Source organism: Calothrix sp. PCC 6303 (assembly GCF_000317435.1).
Taxonomy (GTDB): domain Bacteria; phylum Cyanobacteriota; class Cyanobacteriia; order Cyanobacteriales; family Nostocaceae; genus PCC-6303.
Genome location: NC_019751.1, coordinates 2,624,030 through 2,644,692, shown reverse-complemented (window position 1 = coordinate 2,644,692; position 20,663 = coordinate 2,624,030). Strand labels below are relative to the sequence as shown.

At 38.5% G+C, this 20,663-nt stretch carries 15 protein-coding genes; 5 read left to right on the top strand and 10 right to left on the bottom strand.

What is annotated here, in order from left to right:
* The first annotated feature begins 87 nt into the window (after positions 1–87).
* Entirely contained in the window at positions 88–495 is a 408-nt protein-coding gene (locus CAL6303_RS10740) for a hypothetical protein (protein ID WP_051036644.1), read from the top strand.
* 14 nt (positions 496–509) lie between these two features.
* Positions 510–1,019 (top strand): NACHT domain-containing protein, encoded by a 510-nt coding sequence (locus CAL6303_RS10735; RefSeq protein WP_041739397.1) that lies wholly within the window; start codon positions 510–512, stop codon positions 1,017–1,019.
* A gap of 106 nt (positions 1,020–1,125) precedes the next feature.
* Here CAL6303_RS10735 and CAL6303_RS10730 read toward each other — a convergent pair whose 3' ends face one another.
* Positions 1,126–1,944, bottom strand: coding sequence for an exosortase-dependent surface protein XDP2 (locus tag CAL6303_RS10730; RefSeq protein ID WP_015197876.1), 819 nt, complete (start codon positions 1,942–1,944; stop codon positions 1,126–1,128).
* Positions 1,945–2,670: 726 nt separating this feature from the next.
* Between CAL6303_RS10730 and CAL6303_RS10725 the strand changes: the two genes are divergently transcribed.
* Positions 2,671–3,054 (top strand): hypothetical protein, encoded by a 384-nt coding sequence (locus CAL6303_RS10725; RefSeq protein ID WP_015197875.1) that lies wholly within the window; start codon positions 2,671–2,673, stop codon positions 3,052–3,054.
* Between the two features lie 136 nt (positions 3,055–3,190).
* On the opposite strand, the gene CAL6303_RS10720 is transcribed toward CAL6303_RS10725, so the two are convergent.
* The gene (locus tag CAL6303_RS10720) at positions 3,191–3,979 is read right to left on the bottom strand and encodes a hypothetical protein (protein WP_015197874.1); all 789 of its coding nucleotides are present in this window, start codon (positions 3,977–3,979) and stop codon (positions 3,191–3,193) included.
* Positions 3,980–4,204: 225 nt separating this feature from the next.
* Between CAL6303_RS10720 and CAL6303_RS10715 the strand changes: the two genes are divergently transcribed.
* Positions 4,205–5,119 carry a relaxase/mobilization nuclease domain-containing protein gene (locus CAL6303_RS10715; RefSeq protein ID WP_015197873.1) on the top strand — a complete coding sequence of 305 codons (915 nt, stop codon included), beginning with the start codon at positions 4,205–4,207 and terminating at the stop codon, positions 5,117–5,119.
* 16 nt (positions 5,120–5,135) lie between these two features.
* Here CAL6303_RS10715 and CAL6303_RS10710 read toward each other — a convergent pair whose 3' ends face one another.
* The 8 genes from CAL6303_RS10710 to CAL6303_RS10680 form a co-directional block, all read right to left on the bottom strand.
* Positions 5,136–6,206 carry a hypothetical protein gene (locus tag CAL6303_RS10710; RefSeq protein ID WP_015197872.1) on the bottom strand — a complete coding sequence of 357 codons (1,071 nt, stop codon included), beginning with the start codon at positions 6,204–6,206 and terminating at the stop codon, positions 5,136–5,138.
* Between the two features lie 88 nt (positions 6,207–6,294).
* Positions 6,295–6,762, bottom strand: coding sequence for a hypothetical protein (locus tag CAL6303_RS10705; RefSeq protein WP_144051030.1), 468 nt, complete (start codon positions 6,760–6,762; stop codon positions 6,295–6,297).
* 939 nt (positions 6,763–7,701) lie between these two features.
* On the bottom strand, positions 7,702–9,513 hold the full coding sequence (locus CAL6303_RS10700; RefSeq protein ID WP_015197870.1) for a type IV secretory system conjugative DNA transfer family protein: 1,812 nt from the start codon (positions 9,511–9,513) through the stop codon (positions 7,702–7,704).
* Between the two features lie 160 nt (positions 9,514–9,673).
* Complete coding sequence (locus CAL6303_RS10695) at positions 9,674–10,825, bottom strand: hypothetical protein (RefSeq protein WP_015197869.1); 1,152 nt, start codon at positions 10,823–10,825, stop codon at positions 9,674–9,676.
* Positions 10,826–11,107: 282 nt separating this feature from the next.
* The gene (locus CAL6303_RS28440; RefSeq protein ID WP_015197868.1) at positions 11,108–15,253 is read right to left on the bottom strand and encodes a M10 family metallopeptidase C-terminal domain-containing protein; all 4,146 of its coding nucleotides are present in this window, start codon (positions 15,251–15,253) and stop codon (positions 11,108–11,110) included.
* Positions 15,254–15,771: 518 nt separating this feature from the next.
* Positions 15,772–15,906, bottom strand: coding sequence for a hypothetical protein (locus tag CAL6303_RS31425; protein WP_015197867.1), 135 nt, complete (start codon positions 15,904–15,906; stop codon positions 15,772–15,774).
* Between the two features lie 79 nt (positions 15,907–15,985).
* Positions 15,986–17,584, bottom strand: coding sequence for an ATP-binding protein (locus tag CAL6303_RS10685; protein WP_015197866.1), 1,599 nt, complete (start codon positions 17,582–17,584; stop codon positions 15,986–15,988).
* 2 nt (positions 17,585–17,586) lie between these two features.
* Positions 17,587–18,528 carry a hypothetical protein gene (locus tag CAL6303_RS10680; RefSeq protein ID WP_015197865.1) on the bottom strand — a complete coding sequence of 314 codons (942 nt, stop codon included), beginning with the start codon at positions 18,526–18,528 and terminating at the stop codon, positions 17,587–17,589.
* Between the two features lie 269 nt (positions 18,529–18,797).
* On the opposite strand from CAL6303_RS10680, the gene CAL6303_RS10675 reads away from it, so the two are divergent.
* Positions 18,798–20,462 carry an IS1634 family transposase gene (locus CAL6303_RS10675; RefSeq protein ID WP_015197864.1) on the top strand — a complete coding sequence of 555 codons (1,665 nt, stop codon included), beginning with the start codon at positions 18,798–18,800 and terminating at the stop codon, positions 20,460–20,462.
* Positions 20,463–20,663 lie beyond the last annotated feature (201 nt).

Below are 20,663 nucleotides of genomic sequence, written 5' to 3'. Positions count from 1 at the left end.
AATTTTTTTGTTGTTAAACGAATCAGCTAGATATAAATTGCTACGCTATAGTATCTTTTAAATCTTTCTTTTTCACCTGGTACAGTAGTGCTTGACTGGAAGCCATATCTACAATCAGTTTGTCAGAAATATGCCCAATGGTGGGATAGTTATACCCTCACAGATGTTGTGGGTACAAAACCCCATCAACACATAACAAAATCACTGTTGTTTGAGTTGCAAGCGATCGCACTTCAACCAGAAGCACCTCAACCAGAAAGGAAACTATTACCAGAAGCAAGGGAAGAAAGGGAAATATTAAACGTTCTGGAAGGTTTGTGGAAATATGCACCAGAACATGTGCTTTTAATTGGTCGTCTAGGCTCAGGTAAGTCTACAGCTTTGGTGCGATCGCTTTTAGAATCGGCGGAAGGGTTTGGGGACAAAGAAGATAAATCCGTCATTGCGAGTGAAGCGTTCGCGCAGCGTGTCGCTTTGCGACTCAGCGGAATGTAAAGCCTACGGCATACATGAAACGCGTAGCGTGTCTGAAAGACTCAGCAATCTCACCAACTCGCAGGAAAACCCAAATCCCCGTATTGGTGGAACTACGATATTGCGAAACTTCGATTTTCGATTTAATTATCCCCTTTCTCCACCGTCATCATCCTAGCTTAAATATCGACACCGAAACCATCAAAACATTATTGCGACAGGGGCAATTTTTACTCCTCATCGATGGTGTTAACGAATTACCATCACAAGAAGCGCGATCGCATTTACACAAATTTCGCCAAGATTACCAACAAACCATCCCAATGATATTCACGACGCGGGATTTGGGGGTAGGTGGAGATTTGGGAATTGACAAAAAGCTGGAAATGCAACCCCTGACGGAAACCCAGATGGGGGAATTTGTGCGGGGGTATCTGGGTGAAACTGGGGAACAGATGTTGCAACAGACTAAGACTTACGTCAGACAAGCTACGTCGCGCAAGCTTCGCTTGGTGGAGAACCAAAAAATAAGCTCTAAGCGCTGAAAATCATACCTGCTATTTTAATTTTTCTGTCAATGCGTAAGTCCTAGAAATTTACGATCGCCAAATCAAACAAGATATTCCCGTCACTGACGAATCAAAATAATCCTTATTGAGCAGCTTTAATCGCAGAGTTTTGTTTACGACAACGGAAGAAAGCAACTCCAGCTAAAGCTCCAACACTAAGAAGCATTCCGGGTTCGGGTACAGATTTAGATTCCCCTGTTCTCGCAATTAATTTAAAGTCAGGACCGTTAAAAGCTTTACCTTCAGAAATAACTCTAACCCCACTCAATGAGTTTACACCTAATTGTGCGAGACTAACTCCCCAATTACCTACATTTTGGGCACTACCAATTTCTGTGGTATCGATTTTAAAACCAGCACTAGTTTGACTACTGCGTAGCAATTTAAGAGAATTACCAATTAGTTTTCCAGTATTATCGAAACCTTGAATTAATAAGTCACTGTTCATTCCTCTCTCCCAGAAGAATAAACTATCAGTTCCTTGGGCATTACCAAAAATAGCATTTTTGAAAACTAAATCCATTTTAAAAATACCACTATCTTCAGTATCCACAATATTATTTAAATTATTATTACCCAGAAATTTTGCTAAATCATCTCTATTGGGGTCTTCAGAAGCGCTAATAGGAGCAGTGGCATTATCACCTCTATCTGTACTCGCAGCACCACTATTTGCATTGTTTGTTCTAGCTGTATTTGTTAATGCGATAACTTCTGAGACAAAAGTAAAATCGTTAAATGTTGTACCGTTTTGAGTAATAGACTGCAAGAGAATATCAGCTTTTGCATCTGTTTTTTGATTAACATTGGAAGTAAAACTTGCCGCTTGAGCAGAGCTAGAAGCTACAACAACTGAACCAATTACTAAACTGATGGAAGCGATTAAGTTTGTGAGTTTCATTCGTTATGTTCTCTGAGTTATACTAAGTTGTGAATAAATAGGCTTTCCGCCCCTGGATGAATCTATTGTGCGATACTTCAAATACATTAATAATGCGATTTATACTGATTTTTTTCTCAGCAAAACAAATTAATCAAGTGTACGATGGAATACTACAGCCAATGAGGGAATATCCGTGTATTGAATTAAATTTAAAATTAATAAACGATCGCAGATTAAAAAATTACATGTACTTAGGCAATGATTGTGAAATAAGCGTGAAGAAGGCGACCCAGACATAAAAGCGAATAAAAAGAAAGGGTTTAAGAACGACCACTCATCAGAAAAAGAACGAAAAACCCCAACAGAACATCATAAAAGAAGTGAAAACGAGACTATAAAATATAGATCAAGAAGAGATAGTTACATTGATAAATTACAGACTCGCGCATAGCATCACTCCGCAATAACCTTTTAATCAGTTCCTTGTTTAATACTAACCCAGCTAACACTGCTGTTGACGCAGCAATATTACTTTGCGATCGCGTGTCTTCAATTTATGCGATCGCATCTGCAACCCACTGTATAGCTATAAGTTTTGTATAAATGCGATGCCCTTGGCAACCATCTTTGTTCCGCTTTGCGGTTCCCGCTTTCTTTGGTATTGCACGTCACTTATCACTATTGACAGTTGTCACCTAATCTAAAACCTTGCCAAGCTAAGAAATATTGCACCCACTCCTGAAAATGCCAGCCAAACAAAAACACCACACAGTTAGATTTGAAATGCTGCTAACACCCGAACTTGCAGAACATTGGGAAGCTTTAGCAGAATCTAACGGTATCAGCAAAGCAGAATTAGTTCGACGTAGAATGGCAGGATACCGCATCAAAAGTATTCCCCAAGTTAACTGGAAATGCTACTGGCAATTGCTAAAAATCAGCGAAAATATCGACCAAATTGCCAAAGCTCAAAATCTTGCTATTTCTCAAGGTTTAACCCCACCACCGATTAACTATATTTCCTTTGAGGAATTAAAAACAGAAATTTCGAGACTACGGTTGTGTTTACTTTTAGGAAGCCATGAAGAAACAACCAACGAACTCAAAAAAAAAGATAATTTGGAATAGTTAAGTTACTAAAGAAAAGCAGAGGACAGGAGGAACAAAATACCTTTTTGCCCTCTGTTTTGAAAAATCTTGTGGACAGGAACCATCCTGTTAGAGAAATTGTATAGTTGCTGATTTTCTCGCAAGGGTACTCACATCAATTGGAAGAGTTTGCAGAAACTCGAACGGGAATATTGAGCTTAGAAAGTGCCTCACTCAAATTCTCCAGATTTCTGGGATTACTATCCAATTGAGCCATCAACTCAATCAAACTTTGGGCTTTTTCCAAATTATCTCCATCCAAAATTTCGTCTATTACATTTCCCTGTAAAGCATTGATTACTTCCAGTGGGAAGGGGGGAATAATCAATGGTAAATCTGCTGAAATCTCATTTAAGGCTTTGCCTGTAGAAATCGCCAGGGGATAGTTGATTTGGTCAAAATCTCCACCGATTCCACCAGGGAAATTATTCGGTAAGAAAGTTCCCCGAATTTCTGGGTTGAGCAATACTTTAACTGGTGTTAGGCTTTGCGCTTGTCCCTCGATGGGTGGCAAACGCAATGTGACGAAGCCTCGTACCTCAAAATCAGGGTTTGCAGCCGCAAACAAATTTGTATTCGGTAGTAACTGGACAGAAGCTGTCTGTTTGGCTGGCAAGACGAAAGAACCAGCAAAAACTGTACTATTAGCCCCTCCAGAAAGGGGAATGCTAGTATTTGGTCCAGCAATATCGAAGAACAAACCAGCATTGTTAAATAAGGTTCGATCGGGGTCGCCTGCTGGATTGGGTTTACTGATATTGAATCGTATTCTAAAGGTTAAGTCTTTGGATTCTAAGTTCGTAACTGTTAAAAAGTATCCTTGCACAACACGTCGAGCCACATCTTGTGGTGCAGGTGGAGGTGCAATACGTTTTACAAGTAACTCGAAGGTTGAAATTTCCATCGTGAAGTCAGTCCTTTTGAAGTGGTTGTGTTATTTTTACTACACACGATTTTGGCTAACTTTCCAGAATATTGGTGGTACTCTCAAGGGTAATCTTCAAGTTATAAATTTCGACTCATGTAATGGTATTTCGGTACTATATTTGTCTACCATACTGAAAGTATCATGAATTCGGGGTGTTAATAATACTTATTCTGAATATCAATTACTGAAGAAGTAGATAACATGATTGGCAAGATTAAAAAAGGTAAAAGCTTTGCTGGACTGACAAAATATGTTCTCGAAAAAGAAGAAGCCTCGTTAATTTGTACGAACCTTGCAGGAGATACACCTCAAGATTTTTACCAACAACTCTCAGCAACTAAACAACTAAATCCTAGAGTGCGATCGCCCGTCAGTCACATCAGCATCAGTTTCCCTCCAAGCGAAAAACCAGACAAAGAACAACTTCAGGAAATAATTGAAGAAACACTTACTGAGATGGGATTTGAGAAGAGTTTATATTTCGCAGCATCCCACAATGACCGTAACCATTTTCACCTTCACATTGCCGCAAGTCGCATCAACATCGATGGTGAATGTGTCTCCGACTGGTATGACAAAAGACGTTTGGAGAAGGTTTTGAGAAATTTAGAATCCCAATTCAATTTGACCCCTGTACCTTGCTCCTGGGAAGTTGAGAGAACTGCACCATCTACCGGACAAAAGCGACGGATGATGAGGGAAAAGCGGGAGTTTGAATTGGGACTTCGGGATACAGAAGCAGAAAAAAGTGCGGTTGAGAAAATCCAGGATGCTATAGAAAATGTGATTCAACCGGGAATTACTATGACCAAATTTATTGAGAATTTGGAATTAGTAGGTGTCGAAACATCTCTCAAAATCAGCGATGAGGGTATAATTCAAGGTATTTCCTACTCCATTGATGATGTTACATTTCCAGGTAGGAAATTAGGTCGAAATAGCAAGGCTTGTACAATCGAAGGACTAGCAATGCGAGGTGTTGATTTCGATATGGAACGCAAGGTTACAACATTAACTCAACCCACAAATCGAGATAAAAAACAAGCTGAGGAAACATGGGAAACTGTACCAAATACTCCCCAGCACCAGAAGAAATCTCAAATCGAATTGGACTAATTTTAATTTCTCGATGTTAATACTCACTTTCCAAAAAAGACAGCATTCGCTCTTGTTTCGGTGTCAAACTTGACGGGTCATGTATTTTTCCCAATAGTTCCAATATTACTGCATGGATTGGTTCGTAATCTGAATTAACTTTATTGACAAGAGATTGGATGCGACCGCAATTCCGATTAGCTATCTCTTCTTCAGTTGCATCAATCCTTTCCAAATATTCTGGCTTCACCGTTGCTAAATTAGCTTTCCAAGTTTTCACACCACAGCTATGGGGATTTATTTCGTAAACAATGCACCAACACCCAGAAAATGGTTTCAAATCGGGGTCAGTCGATGGCAGAATTCGACATACTTCCCCAATGTGATATGGATTAGGAAGGGGATTTTTATCCTTAATTTGCTGAACTATATCCAATTTGTTTCGTTTCATACTGAGTAATTTTTGTACAGATTCTTGACCTTCTTCTTCTGCAACTTGGGCAAGCAGCAAAATATCCTTTCTCGTTAGTCCACTGTTACGAGTCAGTATAGAATGCTTGATCTCTTCGCCAAGCGATCGCGCTAAAGTATCTAACGCATCAGTAAATCGAGCATCATTCTTGATAGTACGAACACTGACTTTATACTGCTGTGCAAGCCTCTTTGCTGCATCTAACGTTATTAGATTTTCAGATTGCGCTAAATCTTCCCCGTCACTTTCTACCGAAGTGCAACTTTTGCACTTCGGAGAATTCTGCCTAAGATTATCTATGCGATCGCCCCTCAAATTAAGATAACGCTTACCCCGTAAGTAACTTGCAATTTCCGGCGTTATGTTGCGTCGTCCCAGTTGATGATTGGCAATCCAACTTAGAGCTGCTTCCCTATCCGTAATGTCGATCTCGACAATGTTGTAAGGAATTTGCTCTCGAATACATATTTCATAACGGTTATGTCCATCTAACAAAATATCCTCACCCTGCCAGACAATCAACGGGTCAAGACAACCAAACTCCTTTAAATTTGCCTCCAGTTGCAATTTTTCTTCAGATGATAGAGGAGGAATCAAATTTTTGAATTCAGCGTCAATTTGAAGTATCTGATTCATGGCTTCATAACTCCTCCTAATTTGTCATTTTTTAGCAACGGCGAATTAATAAGAGCATATTCGCTGTTAAAATTCTTGATAAATTCGCTTACATAGAAGAATTATTCAAATATTCATCTAGGTATTGTTGACCAATTATTGTCAGTGCATTACCCTTGCCGGATTCATTCAAAGATTTCCAAAAATCTAAAACTACTGACGTATAAACCATCTCTGTCACAGAACGATTCAGCATTTGGACTTTTATCACCTGAATATCCGTCTTTCGGATATATTCTTGAGCAGTATAAAGTGGTTTCTTCACAGAAGTTACCATCTGACGAGTTGTGATTGCAGTCTCTCCATTTTCTAATTTGTAAGCGATGACTCTGAATAATTTGCGCCTCAATTTAATTCGTTTAATGGCGATAATGATATCTTCATCTTGAGGAAATTCTTTAGAAAATAATGGATTATTTTTTGTCATTTTTCTTTGACGTGACAAATCCAGCATCATTGAGAATGATGGAAAATCACGCCCTCCAAATTTAGGGACAAAGTGATTAAATTGCAACAAAATCTCGCATCACAACATCCATCAGTTGCGTATGAGATTTTACCGCTTAGTATTCAAAATTTTCAGATGCACCGTGATAAAAAATACTTTGATTGCAAAGCGAATTTGGTATAGATGCCAAACTTTGGCGAGATTTGCCAGATATTTCTACCCATGATAAGCGATCAAAACAACTTGAACACATTCAAGTAATCAGATCATTCATAGGCTACTGATTACAACAGTTTATATTTATACAAATTTTGTCAATCTGAAATGTGTTAATTTACACTTCTATCTTTTTCAATGTATTAAATTCTATACTTACAGAAAAATCAAATTATTTTCTATGACAATATGTCTGAGATTTGCCAAAGTTAAAAATACCAATTAATAGACAATTTCTGGAGCTACAAATTTTTTTAGGAGAGAAAAAGAATTATATACTGATAACTATTTTCAATAAATATAGGTTTGAGAATAAAACTGAATTCAATTTTGTGTAGCGAAATTAACTACTGTGCTAGTTGAGAAAGTGACACACGCGATATTACTAAAAATTAATATTTATAAACTTCGTATATTTCGATGACTAGAATTAATTGCTTACTTGCTGTCTATTAACTGTATTTTAACAGGCAATAAAGCATAATCTGGAATTTTGTACTAATGATGATTAACAAATGAGAAGGCAGAAGGCAGAGGGCAGAAGGGGAACCCCATAAATAAATTTAGGGGTTTCAAACAAGGACACCTTTTTTTCTCGTACTAGGTATCTCGAAAAAAATCTTTTATTTGTTTTTCATAAATAAATTTAGGAGTTTTAAAAGAAAGTGGCAGCGAAAAGTTTGTGGGGATGGAAACCGTCCACAAAACTTTTCAAGACAGAAGGCAAGAAATGTATTTTATTCCTTCTGCCTCCTGCCCTCTGCCTTTCTTCGGTAAAAAAGAGATTTGAATTTACCAAGCAGGGTCAGAATTTGGATTAACTAATTCTATTTCTTCGCTTTTTTTACCTACAGATAAATCCTGTTCTCCAACTGTCAACAGTTGTTCTGCAATATATCTCCTCAAGTCAATTGATTCATCTAACTGGCTAAGATGAATTTGAGGAGAACGCATAATCAGCCTTGGACAAATCTGATTTTCCCAAAGTTCCTGACTAGTTGAGATTCGGCGGACATCTGATTTGGGAATGGGAATGGTGACAGGGTAAGGAATCGAACCTTCGCTTCCTGATGTATAACCAGGGTTAGTGATGACACACTTTCCTTGGGGGAAGCGCATTATCTCATCTGCGGTGAGAATTGGCATTGTTTGCAGGTTATCTGTCCAAGTAACGGTTCGTCCTTCCTTTGAATCACTGATGGATTTGTTTTTAACGATAAATTCCTTGTGTCCGTAGGATTGGGAGAATTTTTCGGCTGTTGAGTAATTTGCTGGGTTGTAGAGAATTTTCGTACTACAAGCACTTGCGATCGCAACACTCAAATTCTCCCCGTATGCGTTAGCCAACTGTTCCAATGACTGAACACCCAAAACAAAACAAGCACCGTTGCTTCTATATTCGTTAATCCACTGGGGTAAAGCTTTGAGATACAGTGACGGTAATTCGTCGATAAATATTCCCAATGGGTCTTTTCTGGGAGTGGATAAATTACTGACAATCGTCATGTGGAGTGCAGCAGCAAGTAATGGTCCGACAACATCGCGTCTGGGGTCATCTAATTTGAAAATCAGGATTTGCTTTCCCGATAGTTTGGTGGGGATAGTGCTTTTGCCGATGAAAGATGGGAGGAGCGATCGCTGCATAAATCCTGAAAATATCCCTACCGTGGTTGTGTCAATCGAAGCGATGGTTTTCTCGCTATCCTTGGCTTTGAGATATTGCTGGAAAGATGCTGCAACCCAACGAGAGACTCTACCTGCTTGCACTGCTGCGTGCAATTTGTTGATAAAGCCATCAGTTGATTGAATGCAGTAAACCATCGCTAAATCTGGGCAGTCGCTACCCTTCGCAAGTTGGATTAATGCTTTAGCTAATAAATCAGCTGCTTTGGAGAAAAATTCATCACTTTTACCACTACCACCAGCATTGGCATTTATGACCTGGGCAATTTGTGCTGCTGTCACCGCATCTTCTTGATTCTCCATAAAATCCAGGGGATTTATGACTTCACTATATGGTTCTCCCGGTGCAAATATCCACACTTTGTAGCCGTATCTGGCTGCGAGGGGTGCAAGCAGTTTCATTTGGTCGCCTTTCTTGTCGTAGACAATTAGGGGAAATTCCTGTGCCATGCAACTTTCAGCCATGCGATCGATTGTTCCGAAAGTTTTACCAGAACCAGGAGCGCCAAGAACCAGGGTAGAACGTTCAGCATGGGGAATCCAAACTGTGGGGGATGCTCCAAGCATGGTTTGAAATCTTGCACATGTATTTTTGAATCTGCCAGGAAACCAATAGTTGGGAGAACCACACCAAAAAGTCACTTTATTGTGTTTGCGATCGCGTATTTGTTTGAGAGCGAGATTGGTTGCTGCAAGCTTTTCCCCTCTCCCCACTACCCTTCCTGTGGAAATCTTACCTTTTTTAGCACCAGAAAATTGACTTAATAAAATTAGAAATACTAAAACTCCTATCATTGTCAATCCTTCGGGATTAGCGAAGTATTGAAATAATCCATTGATATCAAAGCTCGATTTTATCCCGTTCGATTTTTGTTCAGTTACGCTTCTATTCGTTGAAGAGAATGTAAATTGTTGATTCATTTTATGAGGTTTTCTTGAATCATTTTTTAACTGCTCAAGAGTAGAGTTGTAATGAGTATAAAAATTCCCAAACCTAAATTAAAGTAACCGACAAAGCGGATAAATTTTATCGATGGAGTGGAATCAGGTTTCATAAAAAAGTTGGTTTAATATTGATGGTTTAATTCCCTAGAAAAATAGGCGAATTAACTTTGTAGTTGAAAAATGGAACAGGACCGATAAAATATGGTGTTGCACCACAGGCATTTTTGAAGCGGAAGAATAAAGCAGTGTCAACGGTATCGTTTTTCTCATTGGGTTCCATCACCACAACTTTAAAAGCACTTCCATAAGGCAATCTTCCTGTTGGCTCTTTCCCTCCATTTACCGATTTCAAACAACCCCAACCACCTTCCACCTGTTGATGTTTACCACTAATCCAAGAACTTCCTTCAAATTTTCCTCTAATATTGCGTCCCGAATTTTCTAAGTTGTCAAGTTCGATATGAGGACATTTTTGTCCAGAGCAAGGGACAGAAAAACCAGCGACATCGGAACCGGAGACTGTTCGCTGGCGGCGTTTTTCGGCTGTACCCCAAATAAAATCAATTCGAGCAAAGGTGTTACCTGATTCTGTGAGGGGAAGGGGAAAGGAAGCTAGAGGTACAGCATTTAATCCTGGGATATCTTTAATTAGAGTATTTTGCCAACCTACGAGCTTTGATAACTGCACTGCATCAAGGTTGGGGATATCAGAAATTGTATAGGATGATAGGTTAATTTGATTGAGTTTGAGTTTACCTAGTTCTGGGTTTTGGGATAGTAAGTTAGAGAGTGAGGTGTTAGCATTTGTCTGGGGATATTTTGATTTGATTAGTAGTGCGATCGCAGGTATTTTGGCTGTAGTAGTTTCTCCCAAATTTGGCACAATTTCTGCTAATCGCTGGAGGTTTTGTTTTCCTAATAATGGGAATTTATCTAATGTAGAGGTATTGGGGGAATTAATCATATTAGCAATGTTGCTCAAACTAAATAATTGAGGCTTTAGAGCTTCATCGATATCACCTAAAGTCAAGTATTTATCTGGTGTGTCTCCTGCGTTCCATTGGCGAGAAAATCCGTTAATTTTGATTGAGCCACTTTTTTGGATTGTTGGCATTTGGCTAAATGAAATTCTCTGCCAGTCAGGTAGCAATATTTGTTTACCCACGTCATTTGATATTAAGCGAGTGGGTAAATTGGTTTGGCTTTGCGCTGGGAATGGTGAGTAAAGACTAGTGGTGGCAAAGAAAAGAGAAAAACAATTTAAGGTGATAAATCGACCAATTTTCATAAATCAATATTGAGAGATTTTATGAAAGATTATCAGTTACTCACCTTGATTTTTGTGCTTTCCCATTGACGTAAGATGACCTATGACAATAGTGATAATTTGAATTATTTCTCAATTGGATATTTGGATATTAAGACAAAAATGTAATGTCAAATCTTTTGAAAACCGCGATCGCCTATTTCGAGGGATTGACATTATAAATGTACTGACGATATCAAAAAATCCTCGAACAGCTTATCACAGATAGGCTGTTCGAGGAATCGTAGCTAATTTATGAGATTTTTAGGCTATACCTTTGGCTAAGAAAGGACTACCAGATCCGATCGCTTGTTGCTGGAGATCAAGGACTGAGGAAACAGATAATCCCGTCTCAACACCAGAAGTCATCAACCCAGCGAGAAGACTACGACCTGCGGCTCCATTTGAAACTGACATTCCTAAGCTTTCTGCGTCAACAAATGAGTTGCGGGTGATGGAACTAGCTTCTACCCACTTGAGGCTAGCAAGTAAATCTCCGCTGGAAGCAATACTAATATGGGTGGAAAACTCATTACCCTGCTGGTTTTGGGTGATTGATAGTTGATCGAAGCTCAAACCACCGATGAGACCGAGACGATCGTAGTTTTGGAATTGGTCAATTATGGTTGAACCAACACCAGCAACAAGAGCAAATAAATCACGACCGCTACCACCATAAATCAAGTTATCGCCAGTGCCTGCTGCAATTAAGTTGTTACCCTCTGCGGCATAAATGACATCATCTCCTGCACCTGTAAATATCCAGTCGCTGCCGGAACCCGCATAAATGGTATCGTTACCGGAACCTGTGCCAATCAAATTGTTGCCTTCTGCGGCGTAAACTAGGTTGCGACCATTGCCTGCGTTAATTAGATCGTTACTGGAGCCAGCATAAATGGTGTCATCTCCAAAGCCTGTGAAGATATCATTTAGACCTTCGCTGGCGTAAACTTGGTTGTTGCCATTGCCTGCGTTAATGATGTCACGGCTGGAGCCTGCGTAGATGATATCATCGCCAGAACCAGAAGTAACTTGATTAAAGCCTTCCCCAGCAAAGATTTTGTTTAGACCATCTCCGGCGTTGATAATGTCATGACCGGAGCCTGCATAGATGACATCATTGCCGGAACCTGCGGTAACGAAGTTATTTCCTTCGCCTGTGTAGAAGGTGTTGTTACCTTCTAAATCTGTGAGGGTGTCGTCACCAAGACCAGCATCGAGGGAATCATCTCCTAAACCACCTTCGAGGGTATCGTTACCAAGGTCGCCAACCAAGGTGTCTTTTCCAGAACCACCTCGGAGGATGTCGTTACCGTCACTGCCCCAGAGAGTATCTTCTCCAGCGCCACCATCCAAGGTATCATCCCCAGCCCGACCTTCGAGGGTGTCGTTACCTGCTAAACCAGTGAGGATGTTGTTGCTATTATCGCCAATGAGGAAGTCGTTGTAGGATGAACCTTCGAGGTTTTCAATTGAGATGAATTTATCGCCTGTTGCATCCCCTTGCCAACCTGTACCTTCAGCTAAACTAGCAGCAACACCGGAAGTAGCAGTGATGTAAGAGGCGGTGTCGTTACCAGTGCCACCGTCGAGGATATCAGAGAACCAGCCTGTACCTGTGCCACCAACGAGGTAATCGTTCCCAATACCACCAAAGATTTCATCATTGCCGTTTTCACCGAAGAGGCGATCGCTGCCTTCTTTGCCTTCAATAATATCGTTGCCATCGCCACCGAGAATTGTGTTAGCGTTGCTATCTCCGATGAGGCGATCGGCGAACTGAGAACCGATGACGTTTTCTATGTTATTGAGGGTGTCGAGTCCATTGATACCATCGAAAGCGAAGTTTTGGGAAAGGTCAACAGATACGCCAATGTTAGAACTGTTGAATGAGCGACGGTAGCTAACGGTATCAATGCCGTCACCACCATCGAGGATGTCATCGCCGCCATTGCCAATGAGCAGGTCATTGCCAGCTAAACCATTGAGGGTATTGCGAAGGGCATTGCCAATTAAAACATCATCGTAGTTAGAACCTGTGATGTTTTCCAGATTACGAAGAGTATCGGTATTGCCAAAACCATCGAAGGCTGTGCCTGCTGCGATGTTGAAGGTGGGTTCGAGGTCGAGCGGATAAGCTGTATTGCTGTAGCTTTGAGATTCCTCGATATTGACAATCACACTGTTAGGAGAACTGTCGTAGCGGGCAGTATCAATGTCTGCACCCCCATCAATTATGTCATTGCCTTCACCGCCATTGAGTTGATCGTTCCCTCCTCGACCACGTAGCACATCATCGCCACCAAGTCCACTGAAGGTATTGTCGTTTTCGTCTCCAAGCAGGGTATCACTAAATTCTGAGCCACCGATGCCTTCAATTTCTATAAGTACATCACCTTGTGCATCGCCACCAGATACGGTGCCAGTTGAGAGATCAATTGTAATTCCGGTAGTAGAAGTTGAGTAAGATGCAATATCAAAACCTGCGCCTCCAATCAGCGTGTCTTTTCCAGCACCTCCGTCGAGGATATCATTTCCGCCTCGTCCGTTCAATACATTGACTTTGTCATCTCCAGTAAGTGTGTCGCCAAAATCTGAGCCTAAAATATTTTCAATGTTGTTCAGCTTGTCAGCATCTGCAAATCCCCCAGAGGCCTCTTCTTTCTTCAGATTGACTTCAACTCCTAATGTTGATTTGACATACGAAACTGTATCAATTCCACCACGTCCATCTAGTTGATTGGAGTCTGCATTACTAATGAAAACGTCATTGAATTCTGAACCATCTAAATTCTCAATACTTTGCAATGTATCGCCCGTAGCATCTCCTCCAAAACCTTGACCAGTCACTAGATCAATGGTGACCCCGCTAGGAGAACTTTTGTAAGAAGCTGTGTCGAAACCTGTACCACCAATTAAGGTGTCAGCACCTGCGCCACCAATGAAAGTATCATTGCTTGCACCTCCATCAAGACGGTTACTAACTTGGTTGCCAATTAAAATGTCAGATCCAGCTCCACCGATCGCATTTTCAATCGTGACTCCAAAGGCGATCCCTAGATTATATTTCTCTAGAGGGTCAGGGAACGTTTTTCCATCTTGGGTGTAGGTAGTTGTGTTGGTAAGACCAATTGAACTGAATTGACCTGCATTTAAGTTAATCTCAGACTTATTTGCCTGATTTGAAGCATTAATGGTGTCAATACCACCGCCATCCCAAATAGTTGCCATAAAAGGACGGGTTGCATCCCATTTGTAATTATCATTGCCGCTACGAGTTTTGAAATTAGCACCGTAGAGTGCTTGAATTGCAGCAATATCATAGAGCATGGGGGTTTCAGGATAACTATCTCTTTTGCGCTGATTGCTGTTGTTTCCTTCCCAGTAGTCATAGGACATGATGCTGTACAAAACAGAATCTCGATCCTTATTTAAGTATGGGCTAGGGCTAGGACTTCCACCAGCGTCATAGTTTCCAGGATGTTTTAGTCCTAATGCATGTCCGATCTCATGCATCACTGTGTAGAAACCGAAGCCCCCGTTTATGCCTATATTTGAGGACTGTACAGGCTCGAAATTCTTGTTCAACCACAAATCCCCAAAGGGTAAGATTTTAATGTCAGGCAATTGGCGCACTAAATCTGATGCTTTGGGTAGCTCAAATTTAGGAAGGGGATTTGGTAAATTAAATGGATTAGTTATAGAACCAGGTTTTGTAGGGTCAAGATTTGATGGGTTGGTAATAGAACCGCGCTTCGTAGGATCGAAATCCGAAATATCCAAGTTGAGCGAAATTACTGGGATGTTTGGAACAGAGAAGCCTATTGGAATAAGGTCAGTAATACTTTTTAGGTAGTCATCAACAAAGCCAACTATTTTGTCTCTAATTGCGTTCTGCTGAGTTAGAGAGTCTCCGTATGGTGGCACTGCACCTCCAGAACCAGTGATATTGGCTGTACCAAAGCGAATATCTGCACCATTAACTAGAGGTGCGCCTATTACACCCCCAACGAATCTGGAATACTTTTCAACAAAATCACCAAATTTTCCAGTAGCTTCTAAGATGGGTTTCAAAATACCTAAATCAAGGAATTTATCAAGACCCGGTATGTCAAATCCTATCAATGTATCAGGTTTCTGAACAAATCGAATATCTGCAAATTCAGCCCATAAGTCGAGTGCTTCTTGTGCAGCAGCCTTTTGCTTGGCATCAAAAGGTTTAAAACTCACTGGGTCAGGAATTCCACCATCAAGAAACGCATCAATTGGCGCTCCTGCGATGTATATCCCCGGTATAAACGGCATGAAATTGTAGGTAATGGTATTGCTAGACCACCGTGGATTTCCTGGGAAAAATAACGTTTTGATGTCTGTTCTATCTGTTTTAGGCTGATTTGAACTGTTATCCATTTATTTTATTCCTTAATCGATTTGTGTTTTTGGTATTTCGACTGTGATTGTCTATGCGCCAGTCAAAACTTATGGCATTTAAAATTCTAAAACTTCCATTGCAATGAACTAAGTTAAGGCAATTGCACCTTTTATAAAACGAATTTTTAGCTGTGATCGCACTTTCAATTCTCTGACAATTTAAGTGCAATTAAATTACAATTTAAATTCATTAATTTATCCTTAAAATTGACAAGATGCTAAGAAAAAAATAGCTAACGAATAAATATCGTTGCTCACATATGTCACTATACAAAAAGATCAAAAATTTACTGCATTAATATGCAATAGAGAACTTTGTTATTGTTATCTCCAGCACTTGTAATTTTTCTCTCTTTAAAACATAACACTGAGAATTTGAGGTATCAACGTATAATTACTCAAATCATGTGAATTTTATGTAAAATAATAAAAAATTCTCCCAGTATCTTCGATAAATGCAATGGCAGTACGGACTTCTGCTAAGTATCATCCTGTGCTTACAACAAAGCCATAAACATCGCCTTAACCACATTATTTGTTAAACTACGAGACAAAATAAATAGTGAAAGCACTTGGTGAGCATAAACCGCTTTATTACGAATCTCCACAATTTTATCCTCTTCACGAATCATGCTAGGAGTAAAGTGCGATACTTATAATCAACGATATGATTAATTTACTATGCGATCGCGGCAAAATTTTAAACATTATTTAAGATGCCCCTGTTAGTATCTCTTTATCCCCAAACAAAACCTCCGGCTCCTTTGCCCATTGACTTGTATCTGGAGACGAAGCAGGACGAGCATAAACTGCTTTGTTGCGAATCTCGACAATTTTATCTTCCTCCCGAATCATGCTGGGAATAAACTGCGATCGCACTTCCAAAAAATCCTTCACAGTCACAGTTAAAGCCTTTTCCCCAAGCTCCAAACTAGAAAACTCCCGTGCATTTCGATAAAAAGCATTCTCCGCAGTTTTCCTCACCATCAAAGCAATTTCCGCAGGGGTTAATAACTTCGTCTCCCTCAACAAACGCAACCAATCCTTTTCACTAAAATCCAACCCCGGAAAATATTTAGCCAAGTGCAATTTAAAGATTTCATACCTCGCACCAGCGTGGGGTAAGTCAACAAAAATAATCTCATCAAAACGACGTACTAATTCGGGTGGTAAAAACTCTAATTTGTTAACAGTTGCCATTACCAAAACTTGGGATGTCCTCTCTTGCATCCAAGTCAATAATTTTCCTGCAAGCTGACGCGAGACACCACCATCATTATCGGAATCGAAACCAGCAAATCCCTTGTCGAAGTCGTCAAAGTAGAGAACCAAACCATATTCTCCATTAGCATCGCAAAATTGTAGAAACTCCCGCAAATTTTTCCTTGACTCGTAAGCAGTTGTACCCCGTAATCCAGCCCAATCTGCTGCAACCATCGGTACACCCATTTTCTTTGCTGCCAATTTCGCACTGAGTGACTTCCCAGTTCCCGGTGGTCCCCAAAGTATCATCCCCTTGGGAAAACTGAGATTGTGGTTCTTGGCTTCAGGTTTGAGTAATACCGCAGCGCGTTCTAATATTTCTTCTAATAAATCTAATCCAGCAGCTTGGGGTACATCCGGTTCGCTAATAAATTCTATACCTTGATTTTTGAGTTTGCTTTTTTTGTAAACTAAAACCCCATCAATTAGTTCTTCGAGACTATGGGAAAATCCCAATAAATGAGAAAATAGTATCTCTAATTCCCCCATTGGTAAACCCAAACAAGTTCGGACTAAAGTTTCAAATTTATGTATGCTATTTGGTATGCGATCGCAGAACTTTTTCACGAAATTTTGAATTGCGATCGCAGTTGGTAATGGGTTAATTAAAATAGGAATCAAAGGTGCTAATTCGACAGGAAGTTCAACATAGCTTTCCAAACACAGTAAAAATCGTGGTACGGAGTTTGCTGTTAGTTCATAAGTTAAATTACTCAGCATTATTTTGGTTGACTGAGGAAATATACCTGTGACAGTATCAGGTGAAATAACACCCTCAAATACAAATATTCCCGGTATATCAGGATTATTTAATAACCAATCCAAACCGGATGTACAAATATAACTGCTTTCGCTCAACCTCAAAGAATCATCAACTTTCCGTAATTGGGAATAGCCTTGATTCCAAAAATATAAAGGCAATTCTCTCACACAAGCTAATTTATGAAGGAATTCAAGTATTTTGAATCGTTCGGTAAGAGGTGTTGCGATCGCAATTACAGCTTGCCCTTGCTCAAGCAATGTTGGTAAATCTTGAAGTTGCAGCATCACTATTTTTTATAGCCAGGTAGATAAGTTTTACGGTAATCAAGCTTTGCCCATTTTTTAGCTTGCTTAATATTCCACATTGGTTCGATAGGTAAATCGGGTGTATTTTGCAATCTGGAAAGCAAAGTATAGTCTCCTGTAACTTTTGCGATCGCTTGAGCGATTACTTTGCAGCATCTGTATGGATATTTAACAACTTGCTTCTCACTAAATCGAACTACTACCCAATTATTGCTAGTAAAAAATTTATTTCTAATCTCATCTTTCCCTTGATCGATACAGTGATGTGGTTCTTTCGTATGTCCCACATAAGGTTCATCAATTTCAATATCGATACTTAAACCGCTTGAATGCACCAAAATAAAGTCGGCTGAGTAGGGATAAGGATAATTTGGATTATCGAATTTAACACCTTGACTAACCCTTGGAAAGATGCGTATTAGAGTTTGATAAAAATCTTTTTCTGATACTCCCTCTTTTGCTTTGCTAATACCTGAAGGTTGCAATACTTTACCTTGGAATAAACGCTTTAATGCAGTTTCAAATTGTGGCAAATAAATATTATTTTTAGACTGAAATATTCTACAATTAAAGATATATTTCTTTGCTCGATAGCTCTGTGAATAATCCGTTTTAAAACAAAACACTCCCAAGCTAATTGATATCCAAATGAAAAAAACTAGCCACAGAGGAGATAATAATAAAATAGATGATATAAGAAAAATTATCAAAATAATATAAACAGATAAGTTAAATAATTTTATAAAATGATTATTTTTGAGTACATCAAGCAAATCTATATCGATTATGCCAGTTTGTTTTGATATTTCTGTTAATTTACCATTTAGTTTATTCTTATATAGCTTAGAACTTGGAAGAGGATTTTTAGCTAAAAACTTGAGAATTAAAGGTGGATAGAAAACGGCAGGATAATATTTATTCACTCATTCAACCCACATTCCGCACTTCAAAATGTAGTTTTTATACTACATTTCAACTCTCTGGTACGAGTAAATAAAAATACTCATAAAATTCAAGCAAGGCAGTATTAATAGTTAATTGAAGTTGCTAAATATACAGAGAGCTACGCAAGTAATTAATACTGGTTTCAAGCTTTTTAGGAAACTTAATATACATTGTTTTATCGTGCCAAATTACTTAGATAGCAAAAGTGAGACAATTAAAAAAACTCAAAAATATTTGAGAGGTAAAAATGTCTCTAACTTCAATTGCAGAAATTAAAAATATAGATCATCTCGGAATAGTAGCTGGGCTAATTGATGAAATAGGAATAGTTGAAACAATTAATTCCAAATTAGGAGTAGACTCCCGTGAGAAGATTACAGCAGGAGTATTGGTAAAAGCTGTTTTAATCAATGGATTAGGATTTGTATCAAGACCTTTATATTTATTCAAGCAGTTTTTTGATGATAAAGCAATTGAATTATTATTGGGAGAAGGTGTAGAAAGTAATTATCTCAACGACGATAAAATTGGAAGAGTCATGGATGATTTATATAAATATGGATTAAATAATTTATTTATAGAAATTGTCCTATCAGTAATTAAGAAATTTAAAATAGATACAAAATACTCACATTTAGATGCAACTTCATTTCATTTACACGGGAAGTATAAAAGCGAAATGAATCAAGAAAAAGAAGAAGAAATCACTAAAGAAAGACCAATATTCATAACCAAAGGATATTCTCGTGACCATAGACCAGATTTAAAGCAATGTGTTTTAGATTTAATCACGAGTAGTGATGGAGATATACCATTATTAATGAGAGCAGGAGATGGGAACGAAGCAGATAAAGCAGTATTTGGAAAAATCTTAATAGAGTTTAAAAAACAAATGGTTTTTGACAGTATTATGGTCTGTGACAGCGCATTATATAGCCAAGAGAATCTCAAATTAATTGAGCATTTAAAATGGATAAGTCGGGTGCCGATGACGATTAAGAAAGCGCAAGAACTAGTTCAGTCTGTAAATACAGAGGAAATGGAAGAGATAGAGAAGATAGAAGATATAAAAGAGATAGATACAGAAAAAAAGGAGAAAACGGCATGTCGAGATTTAGACGGATACAAGTGGAAAGAAGTAATAGTTAATTATGGTGGTGTCAAACAAATCTGGCTAATAGTAGAAAGTCAAAAAAGAAAAGATAGCGATTTAGAAAAACTAGAGAAAAAGCTAAAAAAAGAAAAGGATAAAGTTGAAAAGTTGCTGAAAGAGTTAAAAAGAGAAGATTTTGAAACTCCAGAGCAAGCACGATATAAACTAAAAGGTATCAATAAAAAGCTAAAATTCCATGAAATTAAAGAAGCTAAATTTATTGAAAGTAAATCAAAAAATAATAAAACTATTTATAAAATGGAAGGAGTAGGCTATGAAAAACCAGAGGAAATAGAAATACAAAGAAAGGAAGCTGGAAGGTTTATTTTAGCAACTAACCTAGTTAATGACGACGATAAATTAAAATCAGAAGAAATTATTACGAATTATAAAAATCAACAGTCTTGTGAAAGAGGATTTAGATTTCTAAAAGACCCTTTATTTTTTGCAGATAGTTTTTTTCTTGAAAACCCTGAAAGAATCGAAACTATGCTATTTTTAATGTCTTTATGCTTGCTAGTCTATAACCTTGGTCAAAGGGAACTGAGAAATAGCTTAAAAAGAATCAAAATCGGAATCAAGAACCAATTAGGAAAGCTAACTTTATCTCCAACATTAAGATGGGTATTTCAATGTTTTCAAGGAATTCATCTTTTAATGTTAGATGGTTCTCATCAAATTGTTAATTTAACATCAGAACGTCATTTTACTTTGAGTTGTCTACCATCATCTTGTCAAAAATATTATTTGCTTTCTTAAGTTAAACAAGGTTTTAACAGTAAATAAAAATTTATCAAAATTCAAAGGAACAGTAATTGCTCCTCAAAATAAGCGTGCTTATATAATCTATTTTATGGGTCATTTTTTTGTATTTGATTATTTATTTTTAAAAATATATTCATTCAGCATTCTATTTCTTCATTATCCTGACTTTTTAGTTTTTTCTTGCTTGTAATCTTT

Excerpts from the sequence above, each read along its gene's own strand:
- CAL6303_RS10735 (WP_041739397.1), top strand. The coding sequence starts at position 510 with ATGAAACGCGTAGCGTGTCTGAAAGACTCAGCAATCTCACCAACTCGC.
- CAL6303_RS10730 (WP_015197876.1), bottom strand. The coding sequence starts at position 1,944 with ATGAAACTCACAAACTTAATCGCTTCCATCAGTTTAGTAATTGGTTCA.
- CAL6303_RS10725 (WP_015197875.1), top strand. The coding sequence starts at position 2,671 with ATGCCAGCCAAACAAAAACACCACACAGTTAGATTTGAAATGCTGCTA.
- CAL6303_RS10720 (WP_015197874.1), bottom strand. The coding sequence starts at position 3,979 with ATGGAAATTTCAACCTTCGAGTTACTTGTAAAACGTATTGCACCTCCA.
- CAL6303_RS10715 (WP_015197873.1), top strand. The coding sequence starts at position 4,205 with ATGATTGGCAAGATTAAAAAAGGTAAAAGCTTTGCTGGACTGACAAAA.
- CAL6303_RS10710 (WP_015197872.1), bottom strand. The coding sequence starts at position 6,206 with ATGAATCAGATACTTCAAATTGACGCTGAATTCAAAAATTTGATTCCT.
- CAL6303_RS10700 (WP_015197870.1), bottom strand. The coding sequence starts at position 9,513 with ATGAATCAACAATTTACATTCTCTTCAACGAATAGAAGCGTAACTGAA.
- CAL6303_RS10695 (WP_015197869.1), bottom strand. The coding sequence starts at position 10,825 with ATGAAAATTGGTCGATTTATCACCTTAAATTGTTTTTCTCTTTTCTTT.
- CAL6303_RS28440 (WP_015197868.1), bottom strand. The coding sequence starts at position 15,253 with ATGGATAACAGTTCAAATCAGCCTAAAACAGATAGAACAGACATCAAA.
- CAL6303_RS31425 (WP_015197867.1), bottom strand. The coding sequence starts at position 15,906 with ATGATTCGTGAAGAGGATAAAATTGTGGAGATTCGTAATAAAGCGGTT.
- CAL6303_RS10685 (WP_015197866.1), bottom strand. The coding sequence starts at position 17,584 with ATGCTGCAACTTCAAGATTTACCAACATTGCTTGAGCAAGGGCAAGCT.
- CAL6303_RS10675 (WP_015197864.1), top strand. The coding sequence starts at position 18,798 with ATGTCTCTAACTTCAATTGCAGAAATTAAAAATATAGATCATCTCGGA.